Raw genomic sequence first — 20,821 nt, 5'->3', positions numbered from 1 at the left:
GCAGTCCTTATTACAATGTTTGTATAAAGCGTTCAAATGCAGGTAAAAAAGTTTCTTGGACAATAAATTTACAGCCATGCCAAGTATAACAACTTTGCCGAGTCCAGCCTTCACTTAGACGTAATACACGCCGTTCGCATTTAGGCGTGGTACGCTGAAATAAATAATGCCCAATTGGACGTTGCCCCAAATGCCGAAAACGACGAGCTTTACCTTGCAAACTTAAAATTGGAAAAATACTTTTAGCTCGTACCCAAGGTTCAGCTTCACAGCCATATAAATAGACGTCACGAACCCATGAAGTATGTTGCTGAGGCATACCTAACCATAAACTGTCTTGGCGTTGCATACGTTGAAAAGATTCTTGTAAGGGTTCAACCCGAAATGAGCCACCTGCAAGCTGAGTCAATTGTTGAGTCAGTGAACCTGAGGCATATAGCCAAGATTTTAGATGGGAATCTAGCCCTTGTGGGTCATGCTGAGTCATATGCCGTATCTTATTGCTTTTTCAGTCGTGTTGTTTGCCCGAAAGCCTACACGTTGCTTCAGCATTGTAATGTAACGAAGTTGATTGATGAAGTCATAAATTCCAAGAGAATGGAGTTTGTTCTGCTTTATAAGACTTTTCGGGTAATTTGACAGCATTTTTTAACGATAAATCTCTTATTTTAAATTGTATTTTTAATGGAATATGATCATATTCGGTACATTAATGTTGAATAACAATGAGAGGGAATTGCATGAAACTTTATATTTACGAACACTGCCCATTTTGTTTAAGAACCCGCATGATTAGTGGCTTAAAACAGCTTGATATGCAGTATGAAGTGATTATGGAAGGTGATGCAGAAACGCCAACACGTTTGGTGGGTAAAAAAGTTGTTCCAATTTTGCAAAAGCAAGATGGTACGCACATGACTGAAAGTCTGGATATTGTTCAGCATCTAGATCAATTGGCTGAGCCATCTTATGTGCAGGAAGTAGATGCTCCTGAGCTTGAACAATGGTGTAAAGACAGTGCAGATGCAATTTACAAATTGGTTGTGCCACGTTTTACCAAAGGGCAGTTTAAAGAAATTGCAACCGATGAAGCACGTACTGCATTTGTTGCACGCGAAACCCGAGTTTTTGGTGATTTGGATGATTTAATAGCGAATAGCGGTGAGCATCTTGCGAAAATCAATCAAAAACTTTTAGAGCTTGAAGACTTAGTCGATACACGTGAAGATGTCCATTTAATTGATTTTAAACTCTTCCCACTCTTGCGCTCTTTGTCGATTGTTAAAGGATTGCAATTTGGCAATAAGGTTAATCGCTATATGCAAAATTTGGCAGACAAATCCAAAGTAGATTTGCTTTTTGATCAGGCGCTTTAAAAATGACGGTGCAAGTCTTTTTAGATTTCAAATCTTGCACCGTTGTTGTTTGTTAAAATTAGAGATGAATTAAAACTTATAAGACTTAAATTGCTGTTGCCCATTTTCAATAATCTCTAAGATCATCGCTTCACCTGTTTTTTCACGCCAGTCACCAAGCACAATACGTTGTTTATCATTGATTTCATGATGAATCATCGGGCGGTGTGTGTGTCCATGAATGAGAACATCAACATCTTTGAGCGCAGCATTAACGGCGTGTTGGTTAACGTCCATAATTTCATCATGTTTTTCTTGTTTGGATTCATGACTTTTTTGTCGAAAGCCCTCAGCCAGTTTTTTACGGAAACTGAGTGGTGTTCGTCGTAAAATAAACACAAGTACAGGATTACGAATAATCTTTTTAAAGCGCTGATAGGCGACATCATCGGTACATAGTGCATCGCCATGTTCAAGGCGATAAATCCGACCATGAATGTTGAGCGTGGTCATGTCAGGCAAGAGTCGACCTGAAAATAGATTGAGAAACTTTTGGCTTAATGCGAAATCACGATTTCCAACTTGGAAATAAACCTGATTGCCTTGTGAAGTAAATTTCTGAAGCGCTGCTACGATTTCATCGAGCCATGCAGATCGGTTGTCATCTCCAATCCATGCATTGAACCAGTCACCTAAAATATAAAGCTGGGTCTGTTTTTGTTGATAGTCATCTAATAAAGCTAAAAACCCCCGAACGAGTCGAGGGTGATTAGGTGACAAATGTAAATCAGAGATAAACAGGTAGGTCACAAGGTATCCTTTTTTTAATCTCCCTAAATCCCTCTTTAAAAAAGAGGGACTTTCCTCCCTTTTGCAAAGGGAGGCTAGGAGGGATTTACTCAGCGATAATTTTCGCAGTTTCGATCACAACATTTTCTAAAGGAACGTCAGCGTGGTAACCACGGTTGCCTGTACGTACGCCTTTGATTTGTTCAACAACGTCCATACCTTCAACAACTTTACCAAATACGGCATAACCCCAACCTTGGGTAGTTTTACCAGTGTGGTTCAAGAAAGAGTTGCTTTTTACATTGATAAAGAACTGTGCAGAAGCAGAGTGAGGTGCTTGTGTACGAGCCATCGCAATAGTGCCAGCATCGTTGCTTAAACCATTGTCAGCTTCGTTTTCAATTGCATCACGAGTTGCTTTTTCTTTAAAGTTTTCGTCGAAACCGCCACCTTGGATCATGAAACCATCGATGACACGGTGGAAAATTACACCATCATAGAAACCATCACGCACATATTCTAAAAAGTTTGCGACTGTTTTAGGCGCTTTTTCGCTGTTAAGCTCAAGAACAATACGACCTTTATTGGTGTTTAATTCGACTTGAGGAAAACTCATTACATAATCTCCTGAGCATGGCACAAAAAGCCATGGGTTTTTTTGTTGAGAGAAGCATAAGCAAACTGTAAACTAGTTAGCAAGTATAAACGTTATTTTGTTTGAGAAAAGAGCCTGATAGCGTTTTAATTATCCTAATTTTTTAACCAAGAAGTGATTTACCCATTATGAAGCCGAATGATGCTGTTTCAAATCTGCCAAATATACCGACACCGAATACCCAAGCCACTGTCGATGCTGCGCAGCAAGAACAACAGCCCGGCTTAGACTTTATCCGTCAAGTCATTACAGAAGATGTTGCAGCAGGACGTACGCAAACGGTTGTGACTCGTTTCCCACCAGAACCCAATGGTTATTTGCATATTGGTCACGTGAAAGCCATTTGCTTAAACTTTGGTGTTGCTGAAGAATTTGGTGGTTACTGCAACCTGCGTTTCGATGATACGAATCCAGATGCAGAAGAACAAGAATATGTTGATGGTATTGCCAATGATGTGAAATGGCTCGGATTTAACTGGAAAGGCGAGCCATGCTATGCATCGAGCTATTTTGATCAGTTATATGCATGGGCTGTTCAACTGATTGAACAAGGCGATGCTTATGTTGATTTGCAAAGCCCTGAAGAAATTAAACTGAATCGTGGTAACTTTGTAGAACCTGGTAAAAACTCACCTTACCGTGATGCAACTGTACAAGAAAATCTTGAACGTTTTGAAAAAATGAAAGATGGTACATTTGCCGAAGGTCAGGCCGTGTTACGTGCCAAAATTGATATGGCAAGCCCAAATGTTCACATGCGTGATCCGATTTTGTACCGCATTTTGCATTCTGAGCATCACCAAACGGGCGATACTTGGAAAATCTACCCAATGTATGACTATGCGCATCCATTGTCAGATGCCATTGAAGCAGTGACACACTCACTGTGTACTTTAGAATTCCAAGATCACCGCGCGTTTTATGACTGGGTGATTGAGAAAGTTCACTCAGTCGCTGTACCACGTCAGTACGAATCTTCTCGTTTGAACATTGACTACACCATTACTTCTAAACGTAAATTACGCCGTTTAGTAGAAGGTAATTTTGTCAATGGTTGGGACGATCCACGTATGCCAACCGTTGTCGGTATGCGCCGCCGTGGTTTTACTGCTGAAGGTTTACGTGATTTCTGTAAACGCGTTGGTGTATCAAAAACTGATGGTATCGTTGATGTAGCGATGCTGGAATTCTGTATCCGTCAGTCGCTTGAAAATAGCGCAGCGCGTGGTATGGCGGTATTGAATCCTCTTAAAGTAACGTTAACCAACTTGCCTGAAGATATGGACTTGGCTCATGCACGCCATCCGAACGTAGACATGGGTGAACGTATCATTCCACTCACCAAAGAAATTTACATTGATCGTAAAGACTTTGAAGAAGTGCCACCAAAAGGTTTCAAACGCTTAGTACCTGAAGGTGAAGTGCGTTTACGTCATGCTTATGTGATCAAGTGTGATGAAGTAATTAAAGATGAAAATGGTGAAGTGGTTGAGCTGAAGTGTTCGATTGACCCTGAAACTTTAGGTAAAAACCCAGAAGGTCGTAAAGTAAAAGGTGTGATTCACTGGGTATCTGCAACTCAAGGTATTCCTGCTGAAGTCCGTATCTATGACCGTTTATTCAGTGTGGCTGATCCTGAACAAGGTGAAGATTTCTTGGATAACTTAAATCCAAATTCATTGACCGTTGTTCAAGCCGTGATTGAACCTGCTTTGGCACAAGCAAACCCAGAAGATCGTTTCCAGTTTGAGCGTGAAGGTTACTTCGTTGCAGACCGTTATGATCATAGTGCGGAAAAACCAGTGTTTAACCGCATTTTGGACTTAAAAGACAGCTTTAAGCCTGAAAAGAAATAAGATTTTGAGTCGATGATGCTTTGAAAGCATCAAGCCCGATATCAAAAGAAGACCTCAGCAATCGCTGGGGTTTTTTATTTCATCGGGTTTGAGTGAAGTATTATGGCTATATATGAAAGATAAAGGATGAAGTTTGGTTATAAAAAATTCTCTAAAATCTCATAAATTAGACAATAAAAATGCTTTAAAAAACCTAAAAAAGAAAAAAATAAGTTTTTATCGTATATATGTGAAAAAAAATCCCAAAAAGATGCTAAATTAACGTCATTCAGGAAAATAATTCGAAATGGCCGTTGCTATAGTATGAATCAGGGTGTGATGGGGATCGAGAAGATTGGTTAGTCAACATTGGGAGATAAGCGCTAACCTTGCTCAAAAAGTATCGACTCGGCTTTTAGACACAACAACCAAAAGTTGCTTGCAAATGCTTAATGTTACCATCATTAAGTTGTCAAAAGTAAACAGCAGTTTTCCCTTGACCCTTAAAAATTCGATTTCACTATACTAAAAAACCTTTCTGATTGTTTTTCCAAGTTTTGAATATGGGAAAGACACCATGCAATTAGACCGTTACGACAAACAAATTTTAGAAATTTTGACGCATGAAGATTTAAATCTCAATGAGTTATCTGAGCGTATTAACCTTTCTGTTAGTTCTGTACATCGCCGTATCAAGCACCTGATTGAATCCAATATCATGACCAGTTTGAAGCGTGAAATTAATTACGCCAAATTGGGTTTTACTTTACATATTTTGCTACAAGTATCTTTAAACAAGCATGATCGTGCAACATTTGACAGCTTCCTTGAAAAAATTGAAGAAATTCCAGAAGTGATTAACGCTTATCTGGTGACAGGGCAAAGCGCTGATTTTATTGTGGAATTAGTCGCTAAAAATATGGAAGACTACAGTGAAATTCTGCTGCGCCGTATTGCCAATATTGAGAATGTGGTCGCGCTGCATTCGAGCTTTGTGATTAAAAAATATGATGTTTTTAATTGCTATAATATGTTGAGCCGTATTTAAGGCTCAACATTCGCTTGATGAATCTCAATTAGAAACCTGCTTCAATCGCATGAATCATATTGACTAAAACTTGATTCACAGGGGTTGCGACATGGTATTGCTTGCCAAGTTCAATCACCGTTTCCCCAAAAATGGCTACTTCGGTTTTACGCTGGGCTAAAATATCCTGACACATTGAGGTGTATGCTTGATCATTGAGTTGCAGCATGGGGGTCATAATGCCTTGTAGATCTTGTTCAGTTAGACCAATTTTTGCCGCTTCTGAAAGATTTAACACCTCACGCGCTGCTGAAAATAACAGGGCTTGAACATCAGGGTTGTGTTTCACTTCACCATACGGAATTTTTAAAATCGCGGTAACTTGATTAGCCGCGACATTCAGCATAAATTTCTTCCAAAGCGCGAGGCGCATATCAACAGGGGTTTGATAGGGAATCTGTGCCTGTTCAAATAACTGCTGTACCTGTTTGACATCATCACTCAACGTTTCATTATTTGGTTCGCCAAAGACCAAGAAACCTGCTTTGCTATAGTTCACTTGAGTCCCTTGCCGCGTTGCATCCATCGCAACACCATAAGCGTAAAATGGATGATGTTCCCCAAGACGTTCAGCAATTAAAGTTTCGCTACTAATACCATTGAGCAGTGAAATAATACGGGTTTGAGGTTGAAGAATAACACGAGACAATTCAATCGCTTCATGAAGTTGAGTTGCTTTAACGCCAATAATAATCAAGTCTGCTTTAGGTGCATCGCTGCATTGTTCTGGGGTTATGTAATTAAAGTTATACTTTTTATAGTTCACCCAAAAACCATCATGTTCATAACGTTGTTTACGCTGTTCATCCAAAACGATATGAATGCGTGAAGGGTCAAAGTCATAGAGTTTAGATGCATAAAGTGCGCCCATAGCGCCTAAGCCAATCACATAAATATGTTGAAGTTGATTTGGCATGAGAATTCCATTTTTTAGTTTCGATGTTTTATGGAATAGTCTATAAAAAATGCCAAAGAAAAGCCTGTACTAAAATGTTTTTGCGAAAAATGTGCCGATTTAAAATAAAAAAAGGTCAATCACACTCAGGTGATTGACCTGTAAAGCGCGGGAGAGTTACGCAGAAGCTTTAGGTTGAATCATGTTTTCAATTGCAAGGATTTCAGAAAGTTGTTCTTCAGATAACAAGTTTTCTGCACGAATCAAATCCAACACATTGCGGTTTTCAACGTTTGCAGTTTTTGCAATACGTGTTGTATTTTCATAACCTAAGTACGGGTTCAATGCGGTCACGATCCCGATTGAGTTTTCGACTAAGTTTTTGCAATGCTCAGGGTTTGCAGTTACGGTGTTGATACATTTATCAGTAAACATCAACATTGCTTTAGCAAGTAAATCAATTGATTCAAACAATTTGAATGCAATTAATGGTTCCATTGCGTTAAGTTGAAGCTGACCTGCATCTGCCGCCAAAGTCACAGCCAAATCGTTTGCCATAACTTGGAAAGAAGCCAAGTTAACAGCTTCAGGAATAACTGGGTTCACTTTACCTGGCATGATTGAGCTGCCTGGTTGGCGTGGTTCAAGGTTGATTTCACCTAAACCAGTACGTGGGCCACTTGAAAGTAAACGTAAGTCATTTGAAATTTTTGACAATTTAGTCGCAGTGCGTTTAAGCAAACCAGAGAATAAAACGAAGTCACCCATGTCTGACGTTGCTTCAATAAAGTCAGGCGCAGCTTGGATATTTTCTTTGGTAATTTCAGCCAATGCAGAAATTGCATAAGGTGCATAAGCCGCTTCAGTGTTAATACCTGTACCAATTGCTGTACCACCAAGGTTGACATAACCCAACATGTCAGGTGCAATCGCATTGATTTTGTCGAGGTCTTTTTGCAAAGTTGTTGCAAACGCAGCAAATTCTTGCCCCAAAGTCATTGGTACAGCATCTTGTAACTGAGTACGACCCATTTTCAAGACATCTTTAAATTCAACCGCTTTGTTTGAGAATGCTTGAATCAAAGTTGCAAATGCAGTTTGTAAGCCTTTCAAACTTAACAATAAACCAACACGAATTGCTGTTGGGTAAACGTCATTGGTTGATTGTGACATGTTGACATCGTTGTTTGGGTGAAGATTTTTGTATTCACCTTTGGCAAAGCCCATGTGCTCTAAAGCAACGTTTGCAATCACTTCGTTCGCGTTCATGTTGGTTGATGTACCAGCGCCGCCTTGAAGCATATCAACTGGGAATTGGTCGTGGTAATGACCGTTAATTAACTGTTTGCATGCAAACTCAATCGCTTGATATTTTTCTTCGCTAAGTTGACCAAGTTTGTGGTTCGCTTGAGCACAAGCTTGTTTAACCATTGCAAGAGCAATAATAAAATTTGGATGATTACTAATTTTGCTGTGTGTTAAGTTAAAGTTTTCAATAGCTCTAAGTGTCTGAACACCAAAGTAAAATTGGTTAGGAATATCACGATAGCCTAAAAGATCTTTTTCTGAGCGAACTGAAACATTAGTATTCATATTGGGTAACAATCAAGAGGAGATAGCCAAATCATAAGAACAAAAAAGCCAAATTGATAATGCATAAAATTCTTGAGATATGCATTTTTTGCATATAAAAGATCAAAAAATCGATATGTATTTTCCGCATAAGGTGTGCGTATAATTCAGCGCTTTAGTCAAACCACCAATCAAAGTGATCTATGAATCTTGAAATTCGTTGGGCTCTTGATCTGATTACCTTAGATCAGGAACGTTCAATTTCAAAAGCTGCACAGAAAAGATATATTTCACAATCTGCGTTTAGTCGAAGGCTACAGCATCTCGAAGAAACTGTAGGTTTTTCGATTATTGATCGAAATAACAAGGAAGTGAATTTTACAGAATTAGGACAGGTTTTATTATCTACGGCAAATACGTTACAAGCGCAACTCAATGAAAGTATGCAGCTTATTTATGAGATAAAAAACACCAAAGATAATACCTTGAGATTTGCAGTTGTTCATTCTCTTGTGAACAGTTTTTTTGCAGATTATTTAGGTTCTATACCTGTCGATAATCAAGCCATTAAATTCGAAATTATGGCGATTAATACAGGCGAAGGATTAAAACTTTTAAAAGAAGGGAAAATCGATTTTTTAGTTTCTTATGCGTCTAAGCATGAAATGAATCAGGGAAAAGCTGATAGTTTATCTTCAGTACGAATTGGGGAAACAGCGATTATTCCCGTTTATGCAAAAAATGCGATTAAAAATAAGAGATATGATTTAAATCAACATTTTCCATTATTAACTTATAGCAAAAATGCTTATTTAAGAAACTTGGTTGATCAGGTGATTCAAGCCAATAATTTGGATTGTCATATTTTGTATGAGACTGATAATGCAGAAAATTTAAAACAGTTGGTGTTGCAAGGGGTTGGCGTGGCTTGGTTGCCAAGTATTACCATTATGGATGAGTTGACTCAAAATAAATTAACTGAATTGTCTGCTTCAAAATATGCAGTCAATCAAAGTATTTTTATTTACAAAAGTAAACTTAATAATAATCCACTTACCCAATTTGTTTTTGAACATTTTAAACGACTCAAAAAATAATAGAAATTGATGAAAAATTTCTAATAAAAAAAGGTGCTGATACATTCACAATCAGCACCTTTTTTTAATCGTTTAAAACTTAAAGAATTCGTTTTAAACGTTCAATCACTTGTTCACATTGTGCAATATCTGCAACGAGTGCCATACGCACATGATTTTCACCTGGATTACCTTGTTCAGTTTCACGAGATAAATAGCGACCTGGTAAAACTTTAATATGGACTTTTTCCATGAGCATACGTGCAAATTGCTCGTCATTATCGACTTTTAACCAGTAATAAAACCCTGCATCAGGTTTTTGTAATGGGAGTAAATGTCCAAGTTCAGATTGGAATAATTCAAATTTGGCACGATAAAGTCGGCGGTTTTCTTCAACGTGTTGTTCATCATTCCAAGCTGAGATCGACGCGATTTGATGTTGCACAGGCATTGCCGCACCATGATAAGTACGGTATTGCAAATACGGCTTGAGCAAGTTTGCATCGCCTGCGACAAAACCTGAGCGCATGCCTGGTAAGTTAGAGCGTTTAGACAATGAATGGAAAACGACACAGTTTTTATAGTCATGACGACCGATTTCGGCACAAACTTCGAGTAAACCCGTTGGCGCTTGATCAAACCATAACTCTGAATAGCATTCATCAGATGCAATTACGAAACCATATTGATCTGAAAGTGCAATCAGTTGCTTAAATTTCTCTTTAGAAAGTACCGCTCCTGTTGGATTGCCTGGTGTGCATACAAACAATAAAGCGGTTTTTTCCCAAACTTCAGCAGGAACAGCATCGAAATCGCCTAAATAGCCATTTTCTTCTGTACAGTTAATGAAGTAGGGTTTTGCCCCTGCAAGGATGGCTGCACCTTCATAAATCTGATAGAACGGGTTTGGCATGACCACATAAGGCGCATCTTCACGGCAAACCAAAGCTTGTACAAAACTGAACAGCGCTTCACGAGTGCCTGAAACAGGTAAAATCTCATGTTCAGCACTGATTTGCTGAAGATTAAAACGTTGAGTTAACCAATTTGCAATGCTATGACGTAATTCAGGAACGCCTTTACTGTTTGGATAAGTCGACAAATGTGCAAAGTTGTCGATAATTGCTTGTTTAACAAACTCTGGAGCAGGATGCTTTGGTTCACCAATTGAGAGCGGAATCAGGGGTAAATCAGCAGGCTGAATGTCCTGAAAAAGACGATTCAGCTTTTCAAAAGGGTAAGGCTTTAAAAGAGATAAACTCGAATTCATTGGGTTAACTACCAAAATTAATGTTGCACAATCACTTGGTTAGAGGCTTCATCTAAAGCCGCTTTGAGTTGTTGTGCTAAGGTTGAAGCTTCTGTATCTGACATTGGGATATTATTTTTCTTTGTAACAAAGAAAATATCTTCTGCACGTTCGCCCAAAGTGGCAATTTTCGCAGAGTGAATGTCCAAGCCCTGCATCATAAATAAGCCACCGACACGAGCGAGTAAACCGGGTTGGTCAAGCGTTGAAATTTCGACCATATTTTGATTGAGTGCTGGGTTTAAACTAATATCAACCGTATTTTCAATATCGAAGTGACGCAATTGACGTGGAATGCGTCGTTGCATCAGACCTGGATATTTGTCTGAATGGCTGAGTGCCTGAACCAACGCTTGTTTTACGGTTTCTTCACGTTCTGGGTCGGTGAGCAGAGTTCCAAAACGATCCAGTACAATATACGTGTCTAAGCTGAAGGCTTTGGTCGCGGTAATGATTCGTGCATCTTGAACATCAAGATTCATACGGTCAAGAATAGCGACCGTTGTTGCAAACAGGTTAGGCTTATCTTGCGTATAAATAAAAATTTGTACGGCATCTGGTGCAGACTTACGGTGTGCGCGCAGCTTGACCAATGGTGCAGGATTATCGCCATGTTCTAAAATGGCACGGGTATGCCATGCAATATCTTCGGCAAATTCTTTCAAAAAGTAATCATCGCCGAGTTCTTGCCAGACTTGTTCGACATCTGCCAAAGAAAATTCATTGACTAAAAGTTCACTTGCAGCAAATTTGGTGTCTTCGATCAGCATTTGATAGTCAACAGGACGATCTAGTCCAAGACGAATCACATCACGCGCTTGTGTATACAGTTGACGCATCAACGATGAGCGCCATGTATTCCATAAGTTTGGATTGGTTGCATTAATGTCGGCAACCGTCAGTGTATAAAGATAATCTAAATGCTCCATGTCACCGAGTTTTTCAGCAAAGTCTTTAATGACTTTCGGATCTGAAATATCTTTTTTCTGTGCTGTAAGCGACATGAGTAGGTGATTTTGAATGAGCCATGCGATCAGCTTACCTTCACGTTCAGTAAATCCATGCATACGACAAAACTCAATCGCATCTTCAGCGCCCAGTTCACTATGATCGCCGCCACGACCTTTGGCAATATCATGAAATAAAGCAGCAATTATGACGATATCACGGCGTTGTAAGCGCTGATAGACTGAACTCACTACAGGAAATAGCTTGGCAAATTCAGGTTCTTTAAAACGGCTGAGATTGCGTAACAGCAATAAAGTATGTTGGTCGACTGTGTAAATATGGAACAAGTCATATTGCATCAGCCCCATGATTTGCCCAAATGCTGGAAGATAATTACCTAAAATACCGTAGCGTTTCATTGCCGAAAGCGTTTCATACAAACGCCCAGAAGTGCGGATAATATCCATAAACAGCGCTTGATGCTCAGGCGTTTCACGGAAATTCTGATCAATCCCTTTGGCTGCAAGATTTAATAAACGTAAGGTACGGGCACGGATGCCTTCAATTTCGGGACGAGTAGCCAATAAATAGAATATTTCTAAAATGGCACTTGGATTTTCCGCAAAAACTTTATGGTGTTGAACCGCAATTTTATGATCGACCAGTTTAAAATGGGCATTAATCTGTACGATTTCACGCTCATATTCAGGTAATCTTGGCGTAATCACCGATTCATTAAAGTAAGCCAATAAAATTTCATTGAGCGTTGAAACTTGCTGTGCAGCCCGATAATAACGCTTCATGAATTGTTCTATTGGATAATTTGGTGATTTTCCTTCTTCTCGCTCATAGCCAAATTTGGCAGCAATCTCACGTTGATAGTCAAATAACAAACGGTTTTCATCGCGTTTGGTTAAACGGTGCAAATGATGGCGAATTTCCCAGTAAAAACTTTCCGCTTCTTCTAAAACTTTCAGTTCAAACTCTGAAATAAAGCCCAAATGTACCAAGTCATAGACACGATTGACCCGAAAGTGGCGTTTTGCAATCCAGCCAATTTGGTTCATATCACGGATGCCACCGGGCGCATTTTTAATATCGGGTTCTAAATTGCTTTCAGTATTGTTGTGCTGAGCATGGCGTTTGGCTTGCTCCTGCATTTTGGCATCAAAAAAAGTCTGATCTGTCCACGTTTCTGCCACAATTCGGCGAGGCCATTTGTTGAGTTGTACATTACCGATCAACATCCGCGCTTCGATAAGTGTTGTGGCAATGGTTAAATCTTGACGTGCTTGGTCAATACAGCTTGCAATGGTACGAACACTTACCCCTGGTTTAAAATTACCGACATCCCATAGAGATGCAATAAAACTAGATACTTGTTTTTCAAGATTTTCGGTGAGGTCATGTTCTGACAAAATCATGATGTCAACATCAGAATAAGGCAGCATTTCACGGCGACCATAACCACCAACAGCAAAAAGACTCAGTTCACTTTGCTCTAAGCCTGCATATTTCCATAAAAAGGTCAGCGCTTCATCAATTGTGTTTGACCGTGCAAGCACAATTTGGCGAATGCTATAGCCTTCCTTAAAATACTGTTCAAGTTGCTGTTCAACATCATTGCGCCATTGATTAATAGCGCGAATGTCTTGATCATCTTTCACATAATCCAACAGGGGCAAGGTTTCAATCATGGTTTTTTGGCCTATGTGTCAAGTTTGTTTTAGTGGTTTTGTTGCACAGTCACGCTTTGAGCTGCATGCTGAGCAATATCACGAGCTTGATCTGTGGTTTCTGCACGTGCAGTCACAACCCCCATACGACGGCGTTTAAAGCCCTCAGGTTTACCAAACAGACGCAAATCTGTATTTGGTTGCGTTAGGGCTTGTTCTAAGTGGGTAAATGATAAGTTTGTATCATCAACTCCTGCGTAAATGACAGCGCTTGCTGCTACGCTATGGCGCGCTGTATTGACAGGCAAGCCTAAAATTGCACGGGCATGTAGCTCAAATTCACTTTGGAATTGAGAAGCTAAAGTGACTAAACCTGTATCATGTGGACGAGGTGAAACTTCACTGAACCAAACCTGATCGCCTTTAACAAATAGCTCAACCCCGAAAATACCACAGCCACCTAAAGCAGTTGTGACTTTATCCGCAATATGTTGAGAGCTTTCGAGTGCAGCAGCAGACATGGGTTGTGGCTGCCAGCTTTCAACATAGTCACCCGCATCTTGACGATGACCAATTGGATCACAGAAGTGTGTTTCGATTGCACCTGTTGTTGGATTTTTAGCGCGAACCGTCAAAAGGGTAATCTCGAAGTCAAAATCAATTTGTGATTCAACAATCACTTTACCTTGATTGACTCGACCTGCCTGCATGGCGTATTCCCAAGCAGCATCAACCTCAGCAAAGCTTTTTACGCGAGACTGACCTTTACCTGAAGATGACATGACAGGTTTTACAAAATTTGGATAGCCAATATCATCACAAGCGGCGCGGAAACTCTCTAAAGAATCGGCAAAACGGTAGGTCGATGTCGCTAGACCAAGTTCTTCCGCAGCTAAACGGCGAATACCTTCACGGTTCATGGTCAAATTAACAGCTTTTGCTGAAGGAATAATCGTAGTTTGTTGTTTTTGTTCAATCGCAACTAAAACCTCAGTGGCAATTGCTTCAATTTCAGGAACGATTAAATGCGGTTGTACTTGATCAATTAAAGCATTTAATTCGTTGGCATCTGCCATATTGAGTGTGTAAGAAAAGTGTGCAACTTGCATTGCTGGTGCGTGGTCATATCGGTCAGCGGCATGAACTTCGACACCAAGGCGTTGCAAAGAAATGACGACTTCTTTACCCAGTTCACCAGCGCCTAAAAGTAAGACCTTAAATGCTGAAGATTGAAGAGGAGTACCGATAGAAACGTGCATGCAAATTCATCCTTGTTCAGGTGGACTTTTAGCATAACAGAACTGGGATAACTGTCATGCCTGTATTAAAGTAAAAATCAAATTTTATTAAAAAATAAGTAAATGGAAACTATTTATTTACAGTATAACAGGGAAATACGTGTAACTTACGCCATAAATCAGTGCAGCGAGTAAAGTTGCCAAAACCATACGCCGAGTTTTTAAATACAAAACGGTAAGTGTGATAAAGCCTAAACTCATTGCAAGGATTTTATTGGGTGTTGCCATCAGTGGCGGTAATGTAGCAACCATTAACATTGCACTAATCGCAGAAATTCCAATACAGCTCAGCGCAATTCGTAGCCAGATTGCTCCACGTTTCTGCTGATTTTGATGGCGTTTTTGAATAAACCATAACGGCATAAAGCGCGAACTAAAGTTGGCAATGCCAACAATAATTCCAATTAAAATAATGGATAAATTCATAAATGATGTTCATCCTGTTGTTTTAAGATGTAGTGTTTAAATAGCCCAGCGCCAATACCTGCTAAAATACCTAAGAAAATCGCTGCTGAGAGATTAATGAAATAGCAGGATAAGCCCGCAACCACCAAGGTCACTCCAACCACTAAGCTGTGACGTTTTTCAAAAGCAGCGAGCAAGAAACTTAAAAATAAGGCAGGAAGCAAGAAATCGAGAGAAGCTTGAATGAACTTGGGAAGAAGGTGCATTTGATTGGCAAATAAGCCACCTAAAAAACTTCCGAGCGCCCAAGAAAACCAGCTTGATAGGCTTAGACCCAACATCCATGACTCACTCCAATCTTGGCGGCGTTGGGACAGTTGAATCATGCCACGAGCGAAGACTTCATCGGTCAGCCCCCAACCCCAAATCGCCGTTTTTTTCAGATTGAGCTTTTGTTGAATGAGGTGATAGAGCGCAGGGCCATACAAGACATGCCGAATATCGAGCGCAATGACGGTAATCGCTGCAAGCCAAATCGAAGATCCACTTGCCAATAATGCAACCACCAAAAACTGACTTGCACCTGCATACATGGTACAAGACAGAAATAAAGCCTCAAAAGCAGAGAAGCCAAACTTAGAAGCTGAAACTCCAAAAGCAAAAGAAACAGGTAAATAAGTCAACATAATGGCTTGGCTATCTTTGACGCCGTGCCAGAAATTAGCATGAGATTGGGACATATTTTTTAGTTTGGGTGCATTGCACCAAAATATCGACTAAAATTCACGAAATGCTATTGTAAATGAAATCACGCAGATCAGCGCTGAAATATTTGAATGAGGCAACCTTATGTTGTTGAAAAAACATCAAGTCGTTTATATCTTAACGGCGTGTTTATGTTTGGGTTTGCAAGGTTGTGATCGATCTTCTTCTGAAAAGAAAGTGGAAATTAAGCCCGCACCAAAATTGACCAATGATGCAACACTTTATGCACAAAAGGCATGGGTATTAATTAATCAGGTTGAACCAATTGTTGCAGAAAAGCAACTTACGAAAATTGAACCAGAAGTTCGTAAACCATTGCGTGAATTAGGCATTCAGTGGCGAGTCAATGTGAAAATGACAGATTCGGTGACAGAAGGTCAGTATGCATTGTGCCGAAAAGCGTTAACCAGTTTAGACTCTTGGGCAACAGCTACACTGAATCAGGATTCTGCTATTCAAGATGCTTATGCAGAATACAGTCGTGATAAAGCATTATGTAAAAATGCGATTGATCATCCTAGTTTAGGCAATACGCCTGCAAGTTAAACATTAAACATAAAAAAAGCGGCATAACCGCTTTTTTTATAACATAAATTAGGCTTTATGCTTATTTTGAGCAGGAGCTGCTTTTTTCTCTTGAGCTTTAGTTGGAGTCGCTTTTTTTACGACTACACATTTGCCACCTTTATGTTTAGGACCAGTACCACCTTGTAGTGTTGTACCTTTAGGGCAAGCCATCGCATTCGCACTTAAAACAGCAAAAGTTAAAGCAACTGCAGAAGTTAGAATTTTTTTCATCATCAAGCCTTTTTTATCAGCAATCTAGGCAAAATTACCTAGTTGCGATGATACTGAACTTTATAGATTGAATAATGTATTGAATGTGGATTTTTAATTAAATTATTTTAATTTGAGACTTTATGCTTAAATTTTAAGTTTATTTTAAGTTAAATTTGATTCAGACATAAAAAAACTGGATCAAGTCCAGTTTTTATCAAAGCTTATTCTTTACGAAATTTATGATCGATGACCGCCCACACTGCAAATGCCAGTGATACGACTAATGCATAAAAAAAGTATGCAGGTTTCAAGTTTCCTGTAATTGCTCCCTGAAAAGTAAGCGTTAACATCAGTGCGAGTGTTGTAAAACAATACGTCAGAAATTGTGGGTTATGTTTTACTGCGTTGTTAATGATTAGCTTGTTCATTGAAATCATTTCACACCTCCTGTCGGTCACGACAAACACATTTGTTTTTATCAATTCATACTGTTTTACTTTGATTTTCATCTCAGTTCAATAGCTGCTAGCAGTTTTTTGTTAAACTAATATGACAAAAACACCTGTAAGTTATAGCTGAGTCACATTATGTGAGTTCACAGCGATCTTCTGTAAACTACAGTAAATAAATAAGCAAAAAAAATGCCTGAATTGATCAGACATTTTCAAAAAAATCTTAAGTTTTTGAAATTTAAATTTCTTTAGTTTTGACGCTGAGCCAATCCAAGGAATTTATCAATCACAAAAAACAGCACAAAAATAGCAACCGAAGGAATTAACCATGCCAAATTTTGTGCATCTAAGGGTAATTGTGACAAAAAGCTTGGCACTAAATGACTTAAACTTGATGCTTTTAAACCTTCAAAAATTCCAAAGATTAATGCGATGATGGTCACAGGCATGACAATTAACGATGGACGATTAAAGAATTTCCAGAAGAAACTCAAAATAATCACCACAATTGCAGGGGGATAAATTGCGGTTAATACAGGCACAGAGAACGCAATCAGTTTAGTTAAACCAAGATTTGAAATGATCAATGCAAAAATAACCAAAATAAACACTAAAAGTTTATAAGAAACTTTGGTTAATTCATGAAAATATTCAGCACATGAACATGTTAAGCCAATTGCGGTAACTGTACATGCAAGGAAAATTAAGATCGTCAAGAACAGCGAACCTAAATCACCAAAAGTATGTTGTACATAGGCATGTAAAATTTCTGCACCATTGGTGGCAGTCGTCATAAAGGCATAACTTTGCAATCCAAGACGGAATAAGCAGAGATATAAGATGGTTAAACCAACACCTGCCATTAAGCTTGCAATGATTGCATAACGCATAATGAGTTTCTTGTCAGAAACACCACGTGAATGAATGGCTTGCACGATCACAATACCGAACACCAATGCGCCTAAAGTATCCATGGTCAAATAACCATTGACCAAACCCTCAGAAACAGGCTGCTGAATATAATTATGGACTGCTGGTGGTGTCACCAAAATAGGGAATACCAGTGTTGCAATACATAAGATTGCTAGAGCTACAATTTTAAGTGGTGCAAGAACATGTCCAATCGTATCAAGCAACTTGTTTGGATACAGTGAAATAATTCCCACAATGGTGAAATAAATACAGCTATAAATAAATAGATGCGAAGATGAATCACCAAAATAAGGAGAAAAACCAATTTCATAAGAAACGGTTGCTGTACGAGGCGTTGCAAAAAGAGGGCCAACCGCTAAATAACAAACGATAGTGAGCAGTAAACTTGAAAAACGACCTAAAGGCGCGCTAAGCGTTTCAATAGATCCTTCGACACGAGAAAGTGCCATGATTGTTAAAACGGGCAACCCCACAGCAGTAATCAAGAAACCAATGGCTGCGAGCCAAACATGTTCACCAGCTTGTTGTGCGACAATGGGAGGGAAAATAATATTTCCTGCACCAATAAAGAGCGCAAAGGTCATAAAACCTAAAGCAATAATATCTCGTATATTGAGCTTATTCATAAAAAACGGGAGGATGTTGAAACAAAGCGGTAGATTCTAGTGCAAAAATATTTTTTTTAAAATCCTCATGCTTCCAAATAAAGCATGATTATTTTTAATTAATTTAGTTTTTAAAGTATCGCTTCTCAGCTTAATAGTTTTAAAATAAAATTATTAAAATAATTTTTTTGAATTATTTAAAAATAAAATTGTTATTTATTAGTATTTTAAAAATAATAAAAAGTATAATTTTCATTTAAAAGCTTTCAGTTTTATACAATGAGGATTATTTTCTAATATTATTTCTAATGAAATAGCCTAAGTAAATCTACGTTTTATTTTCATCATTGCAATGAAATAAGGACAAATAGCTATGCGTGCCAACAAAGTCGTAATTAAAACTGAACAAGAAATTGAAAAATTAAGAATTTCAGGACGGCTTGCCGCAGAAGTGTTAGCCATGATTGGTGAACATGTACGTCCTGGGGTGAGTACAGAATATTTAGACAATTTATGTAATGACTACATTGTCAATACTTTAAAAGTGATTCCTGCCAATGTTGGATATTATGGTTATACCAAAACGACTTGTATTTCTCCAAACGAGGTTGTTTGTCATGGCATTCCTTCTGCAAAAGTCATTTTAAAAGAAGGCGATATCATCAATATTGATGTTGCTATTATTAAAGATGGATTTTATGGCGATACCAGCCGCATGTATTATGTCGGTCAAGCTGCACCTCAAGCTAAAAAATTGATTGAAACTACTTATGCAGCAATGGTTGCGGGAATTCATGCTGTTCATCCAGATGCAACACTAGGTGATATTGGGCATGCAATTCAAACAGTTGCTGAAAAAGAAGGCTATAGTATCGTTCGTGAATACTGTGGACATGGAATTGGTCGTGTTTATCATGAACAGCCCAATGTGCTGCACTATGGACAAAAAGGGCAGGGCATGAAATTAAAAAAAGGGATGGTGTTTACAATTGAGCCAATGGTCAACATGGGTAAACCCCAAGTCCAAGAACTCTCTGATGGCTGGACGGTGATCACGAAAGATCATTCACTGTCTGCACAATGGGAACATATGATTGCTGTCACAGATCATGGTTTTGAATTATTAACACCGTGGCCTGAAGGGACTGGAACTTACCCTAAAATTTAATTTTGAGTCAAAAGACCATGCAATATCAAATTGAATCTGCTCACTTTTCAAGTTGTGGTGAACAACTAGCTGCCGATATTTATATGCCGAAGCAAGTCGATCTTCCACCTGTGATTATTATGGCAAATGGCTTTGCTTGTGAGCGAAAATTTAGTTTACCCGATGTAGCAAGCCGTTTTGCTGAGCAGGGTTATGCAGTGGTCTTATTCGATTATCGTAGTTTTGCAGATAGTACAGGCGAGCCACGACAATGGGTTTCTCCAAAAAGACATTTGCAGGACTGGGAAAATGTGATTCAGCAAGTCAATACTTGGTCGCATGTCAATCAGCAACAGCTTTTTTTATGGGGTATTTCTTTTAGTGGTGGGCATGTCATGACACTTGCCGCAAAAATACCAAAGATTAGAGCCATTATTGCATGTGTTCCACATATTGATGGCTTGGCGAGTGCATTGGATTATCCTAAAAAATTCTTTCCTCAAGCGCTAAAATTAGCACTAAAAGACCTTTGGGCATCTCGTTCAGGTCAAACAATTTATATTCCTGTGATTTCAAAACAGCATGTTTGCTGCCTAGCAGGAGAGGGTTGTTATGATGCTTTTATGCAAAGTGTGCCGACAGATTCAACTTGGGAAAATAAAGTTCCAGCAAGAATATTATTGGAAATAAATACCTATCGACCTACGCATATTGCTCAAAAAATCAAGTGTCCAACATTGATGATTGCGGCTCAACATGATCAATTAATTCCGATTCGTGCGACACGAAAGGCAGCAAATAAAATTTCTGATCTTCAATTTGTTGAGTATCCGATGGATCATTTTGCAGTGGTCAATAGAGAAAGTCATTTCTTTGAGCAAGCGATCAAAGTCCAGCTTCAATTTTTAAAGCAGCAGCAAATTTAACTTTCTAAATATAGGCCGATAATGTAGTTTTCTTCCTACCATAAATAGCCTAAGTAAATATAAAAATTAACCCACAAGCAAAAACAACATACATAAAAAAACACAGAAAAATCTGTAATGCCAGTCAGTTAAGCTGATTGGCATTTTTTCTTTGGATATTTTGCAGGTTTTGCTTTAACTACTCTTGGACACAGCCTATGCCTTTTTTCAGGTAATACATACATTTTTGAACTTTCTAATAAATGCTCTAAATGTCTAGGCAAATTACCTGCCGACTCTAAAGGCGTATGCCTCAATATATTGATAATACTCA

19 protein-coding genes and 2 pseudogenes are annotated in these 20,821 nt (G+C 38.8%); 7 read left to right on the top strand and 14 right to left on the bottom strand.

What is annotated here, in order from left to right:
- Nucleotides 1-10: 10 nt before the first annotated feature.
- Nucleotides 11-487, bottom strand: coding sequence for a chorismate--pyruvate lyase family protein (locus tag GBN19_RS07130; RefSeq protein WP_151710759.1), 477 nt, complete (start codon nucleotides 485-487; stop codon nucleotides 11-13).
- Between the two features lie 253 nt (nucleotides 488-740).
- Here GBN19_RS07130 and grxB point away from each other — a divergent pair, with 253 nt between their 5' ends.
- Nucleotides 741-1,376: a glutaredoxin 2 gene (gene grxB / locus GBN19_RS07125; RefSeq protein ID WP_151710760.1), complete on the top strand. Its 636-nt coding sequence runs from the start codon at nucleotides 741-743 to the stop codon at nucleotides 1,374-1,376.
- Nucleotides 1,377-1,445: 69 nt separating this feature from the next.
- Here the strand turns inward: grxB and GBN19_RS07120 are convergent, their stop codons facing one another.
- Together GBN19_RS07120 and GBN19_RS07115 are read right to left on the bottom strand one after the other, a co-directional pair.
- The gene (locus GBN19_RS07120; RefSeq protein WP_151777645.1) at nucleotides 1,446-2,165 is read right to left on the bottom strand and encodes a UDP-2,3-diacylglucosamine diphosphatase; all 720 of its coding nucleotides are present in this window, start codon (nucleotides 2,163-2,165) and stop codon (nucleotides 1,446-1,448) included.
- An 85-nt stretch (nucleotides 2,166-2,250) separates the two neighbouring features.
- Entirely contained in the window at nucleotides 2,251-2,760 is a 510-nt protein-coding gene (locus tag GBN19_RS07115; protein WP_004752066.1) for a peptidylprolyl isomerase, read from the bottom strand.
- A gap of 167 nt (nucleotides 2,761-2,927) precedes the next feature.
- Between GBN19_RS07115 and GBN19_RS07110 the strand changes: the two genes are divergently transcribed.
- The gene (locus tag GBN19_RS07110) at nucleotides 2,928-4,655 is read left to right on the top strand and encodes a glutamine--tRNA ligase/YqeY domain fusion protein (protein ID WP_151777644.1); all 1,728 of its coding nucleotides are present in this window, start codon (nucleotides 2,928-2,930) and stop codon (nucleotides 4,653-4,655) included.
- 556 nt (nucleotides 4,656-5,211) lie between these two features.
- On the top strand, nucleotides 5,212-5,682 hold the full coding sequence (locus tag GBN19_RS07105; protein ID WP_151777643.1) for an Lrp/AsnC family transcriptional regulator: 471 nt from the start codon (nucleotides 5,212-5,214) through the stop codon (nucleotides 5,680-5,682).
- 28 nt (nucleotides 5,683-5,710) lie between these two features.
- Here GBN19_RS07105 and GBN19_RS07100 read toward each other — a convergent pair whose 3' ends face one another.
- Complete coding sequence (locus GBN19_RS07100; RefSeq protein ID WP_151777642.1) at nucleotides 5,711-6,637, bottom strand: ketopantoate reductase family protein; 927 nt, start codon at nucleotides 6,635-6,637, stop codon at nucleotides 5,711-5,713.
- Between the two features lie 156 nt (nucleotides 6,638-6,793).
- Nucleotides 6,794-8,209, bottom strand: a complete 1,416-nt coding sequence (locus GBN19_RS07095; protein WP_151777641.1) for an aspartate ammonia-lyase — start codon at nucleotides 8,207-8,209, stop codon at nucleotides 6,794-6,796.
- A gap of 182 nt (nucleotides 8,210-8,391) precedes the next feature.
- Between GBN19_RS07095 and GBN19_RS07090 the strand changes: the two genes are divergently transcribed.
- On the top strand, nucleotides 8,392-9,285 hold the full coding sequence (locus tag GBN19_RS07090) for a LysR substrate-binding domain-containing protein (RefSeq protein ID WP_151777640.1): 894 nt from the start codon (nucleotides 8,392-8,394) through the stop codon (nucleotides 9,283-9,285).
- A 79-nt stretch (nucleotides 9,286-9,364) separates the two neighbouring features.
- Here GBN19_RS07090 and dapC read toward each other — a convergent pair whose 3' ends face one another.
- The 5 genes from dapC to GBN19_RS07065 all read right to left on the bottom strand — a co-directional run bounded on the left by dapC (nucleotide 9,365) and on the right by GBN19_RS07065 (nucleotide 15,640).
- Nucleotides 9,365-10,534 (bottom strand): succinyldiaminopimelate transaminase, encoded by a 1,170-nt coding sequence (gene dapC, locus GBN19_RS07085; RefSeq protein WP_151777639.1) that lies wholly within the window; start codon nucleotides 10,532-10,534, stop codon nucleotides 9,365-9,367.
- Between the two features lie 17 nt (nucleotides 10,535-10,551).
- A complete protein-coding gene (glnD, locus tag GBN19_RS07080; RefSeq protein ID WP_151710886.1) occupies nucleotides 10,552-13,218 on the bottom strand; it encodes a [protein-PII] uridylyltransferase in 2,667 nt (888 codons plus the stop codon).
- Nucleotides 13,219-13,247: 29 nt separating this feature from the next.
- On the bottom strand, nucleotides 13,248-14,456 hold the full coding sequence (gene purT / locus GBN19_RS07075) for a formate-dependent phosphoribosylglycinamide formyltransferase (protein WP_151777638.1): 1,209 nt from the start codon (nucleotides 14,454-14,456) through the stop codon (nucleotides 13,248-13,250).
- A gap of 117 nt (nucleotides 14,457-14,573) precedes the next feature.
- Entirely contained in the window at nucleotides 14,574-14,921 is a 348-nt protein-coding gene (ygaH, locus tag GBN19_RS07070) for an L-valine transporter subunit YgaH (protein ID WP_151710888.1), read from the bottom strand.
- On the bottom strand, nucleotides 14,918-15,640 hold the full coding sequence (locus GBN19_RS07065) for an AzlC family ABC transporter permease (RefSeq protein WP_151710889.1): 723 nt from the start codon (nucleotides 15,638-15,640) through the stop codon (nucleotides 14,918-14,920). The genes ygaH and GBN19_RS07065 overlap by 4 nt, the downstream gene beginning before the upstream one ends.
- Before the next feature lie 109 nt (nucleotides 15,641-15,749).
- On the opposite strand from GBN19_RS07065, the gene GBN19_RS07060 reads away from it, so the two are divergent.
- Nucleotides 15,750-16,211, top strand: a complete 462-nt coding sequence (locus GBN19_RS07060) for a hypothetical protein (RefSeq protein ID WP_151710890.1) — start codon at nucleotides 15,750-15,752, stop codon at nucleotides 16,209-16,211.
- Between the two features lie 51 nt (nucleotides 16,212-16,262).
- On the opposite strand, the pseudogene GBN19_RS07055 reads toward GBN19_RS07060, so the two are convergent.
- The 3 genes and pseudogenes from GBN19_RS07055 to brnQ all read right to left on the bottom strand — a co-directional run.
- Nucleotides 16,263-16,463 (bottom strand): annotated as a pseudogene (locus tag GBN19_RS07055) (hypothetical protein); the annotation flags it as partial.
- A gap of 203 nt (nucleotides 16,464-16,666) precedes the next feature.
- The gene (locus GBN19_RS07050; RefSeq protein WP_375707862.1) at nucleotides 16,667-16,873 is read right to left on the bottom strand and encodes a hypothetical protein; all 207 of its coding nucleotides are present in this window, start codon (nucleotides 16,871-16,873) and stop codon (nucleotides 16,667-16,669) included.
- A gap of 272 nt (nucleotides 16,874-17,145) precedes the next feature.
- Nucleotides 17,146-18,456, bottom strand: a complete 1,311-nt coding sequence (brnQ, locus tag GBN19_RS07045; protein ID WP_151710893.1) for a branched-chain amino acid transport system II carrier protein — start codon at nucleotides 18,454-18,456, stop codon at nucleotides 17,146-17,148.
- Nucleotides 18,457-18,808: 352 nt separating this feature from the next.
- Between brnQ and map the strand changes: the two genes are divergently transcribed.
- Nucleotides 18,809-19,603, top strand: a complete 795-nt coding sequence (map, locus tag GBN19_RS07040) for a type I methionyl aminopeptidase (protein ID WP_151710462.1) — start codon at nucleotides 18,809-18,811, stop codon at nucleotides 19,601-19,603.
- 17 nt (nucleotides 19,604-19,620) lie between these two features.
- Nucleotides 19,621-20,508 (top strand): alpha/beta hydrolase, encoded by an 888-nt coding sequence (locus tag GBN19_RS07035; protein WP_151777637.1) that lies wholly within the window; start codon nucleotides 19,621-19,623, stop codon nucleotides 20,506-20,508.
- Between the two features lie 128 nt (nucleotides 20,509-20,636).
- Here GBN19_RS07035 and GBN19_RS15905 read toward each other — a convergent pair.
- Nucleotides 20,637-20,821 (bottom strand): annotated as a pseudogene (locus GBN19_RS15905) (IS4 family transposase); the annotation flags it as partial.

It is taken from the genome of Acinetobacter brisouii, assembly GCF_008993995.1.
GTDB lineage: Bacteria > Pseudomonadota > Gammaproteobacteria > Pseudomonadales > Moraxellaceae > Acinetobacter > Acinetobacter brisouii_A.
The sequence above is the reverse complement of the archived record's forward strand: the minus strand, read 5'-3'. Positions and strand labels throughout refer to the sequence as shown.

Excerpts from the sequence above, each read along its gene's own strand:
- GBN19_RS07110 (WP_151777644.1), top strand. The coding sequence starts at position 2,928 with ATGAAGCCGAATGATGCTGTTTCAAATCTGCCAAATATACCGACACCG.
- ygaH (WP_151710888.1), bottom strand. The coding sequence starts at position 14,921 with ATGAATTTATCCATTATTTTAATTGGAATTATTGTTGGCATTGCCAAC.
- GBN19_RS07050 (WP_375707862.1), bottom strand. The coding sequence starts at position 16,873 with ATGAACAAGCTAATCATTAACAACGCAGTAAAACATAACCCACAATTT.
- brnQ (WP_151710893.1), bottom strand. The coding sequence starts at position 18,456 with ATGAATAAGCTCAATATACGAGATATTATTGCTTTAGGTTTTATGACC.
- GBN19_RS07065 (WP_151710889.1), bottom strand. The coding sequence starts at position 15,640 with ATGTCCCAATCTCATGCTAATTTCTGGCACGGCGTCAAAGATAGCCAA.
- GBN19_RS07090 (WP_151777640.1), top strand. The coding sequence starts at position 8,392 with ATGAATCTTGAAATTCGTTGGGCTCTTGATCTGATTACCTTAGATCAG.
- GBN19_RS07130 (WP_151710759.1), bottom strand. The coding sequence starts at position 487 with ATGACTCAGCATGACCCACAAGGGCTAGATTCCCATCTAAAATCTTGG.
- GBN19_RS07095 (WP_151777641.1), bottom strand. The coding sequence starts at position 8,209 with ATGAATACTAATGTTTCAGTTCGCTCAGAAAAAGATCTTTTAGGCTAT.
- GBN19_RS07115 (WP_004752066.1), bottom strand. The coding sequence starts at position 2,760 with ATGAGTTTTCCTCAAGTCGAATTAAACACCAATAAAGGTCGTATTGTT.
- map (WP_151710462.1), top strand. The coding sequence starts at position 18,809 with ATGCGTGCCAACAAAGTCGTAATTAAAACTGAACAAGAAATTGAAAAA.
- grxB (WP_151710760.1), top strand. The coding sequence starts at position 741 with ATGAAACTTTATATTTACGAACACTGCCCATTTTGTTTAAGAACCCGC.
- GBN19_RS07060 (WP_151710890.1), top strand. The coding sequence starts at position 15,750 with ATGTTGTTGAAAAAACATCAAGTCGTTTATATCTTAACGGCGTGTTTA.
- GBN19_RS07035 (WP_151777637.1), top strand. The coding sequence starts at position 19,621 with ATGCAATATCAAATTGAATCTGCTCACTTTTCAAGTTGTGGTGAACAA.
- dapC (WP_151777639.1), bottom strand. The coding sequence starts at position 10,534 with ATGAATTCGAGTTTATCTCTTTTAAAGCCTTACCCTTTTGAAAAGCTG.
- GBN19_RS07105 (WP_151777643.1), top strand. The coding sequence starts at position 5,212 with ATGCAATTAGACCGTTACGACAAACAAATTTTAGAAATTTTGACGCAT.
- GBN19_RS07100 (WP_151777642.1), bottom strand. The coding sequence starts at position 6,637 with ATGCCAAATCAACTTCAACATATTTATGTGATTGGCTTAGGCGCTATG.
- glnD (WP_151710886.1), bottom strand. The coding sequence starts at position 13,218 with ATGATTGAAACCTTGCCCCTGTTGGATTATGTGAAAGATGATCAAGAC.
- purT (WP_151777638.1), bottom strand. The coding sequence starts at position 14,456 with ATGCACGTTTCTATCGGTACTCCTCTTCAATCTTCAGCATTTAAGGTC.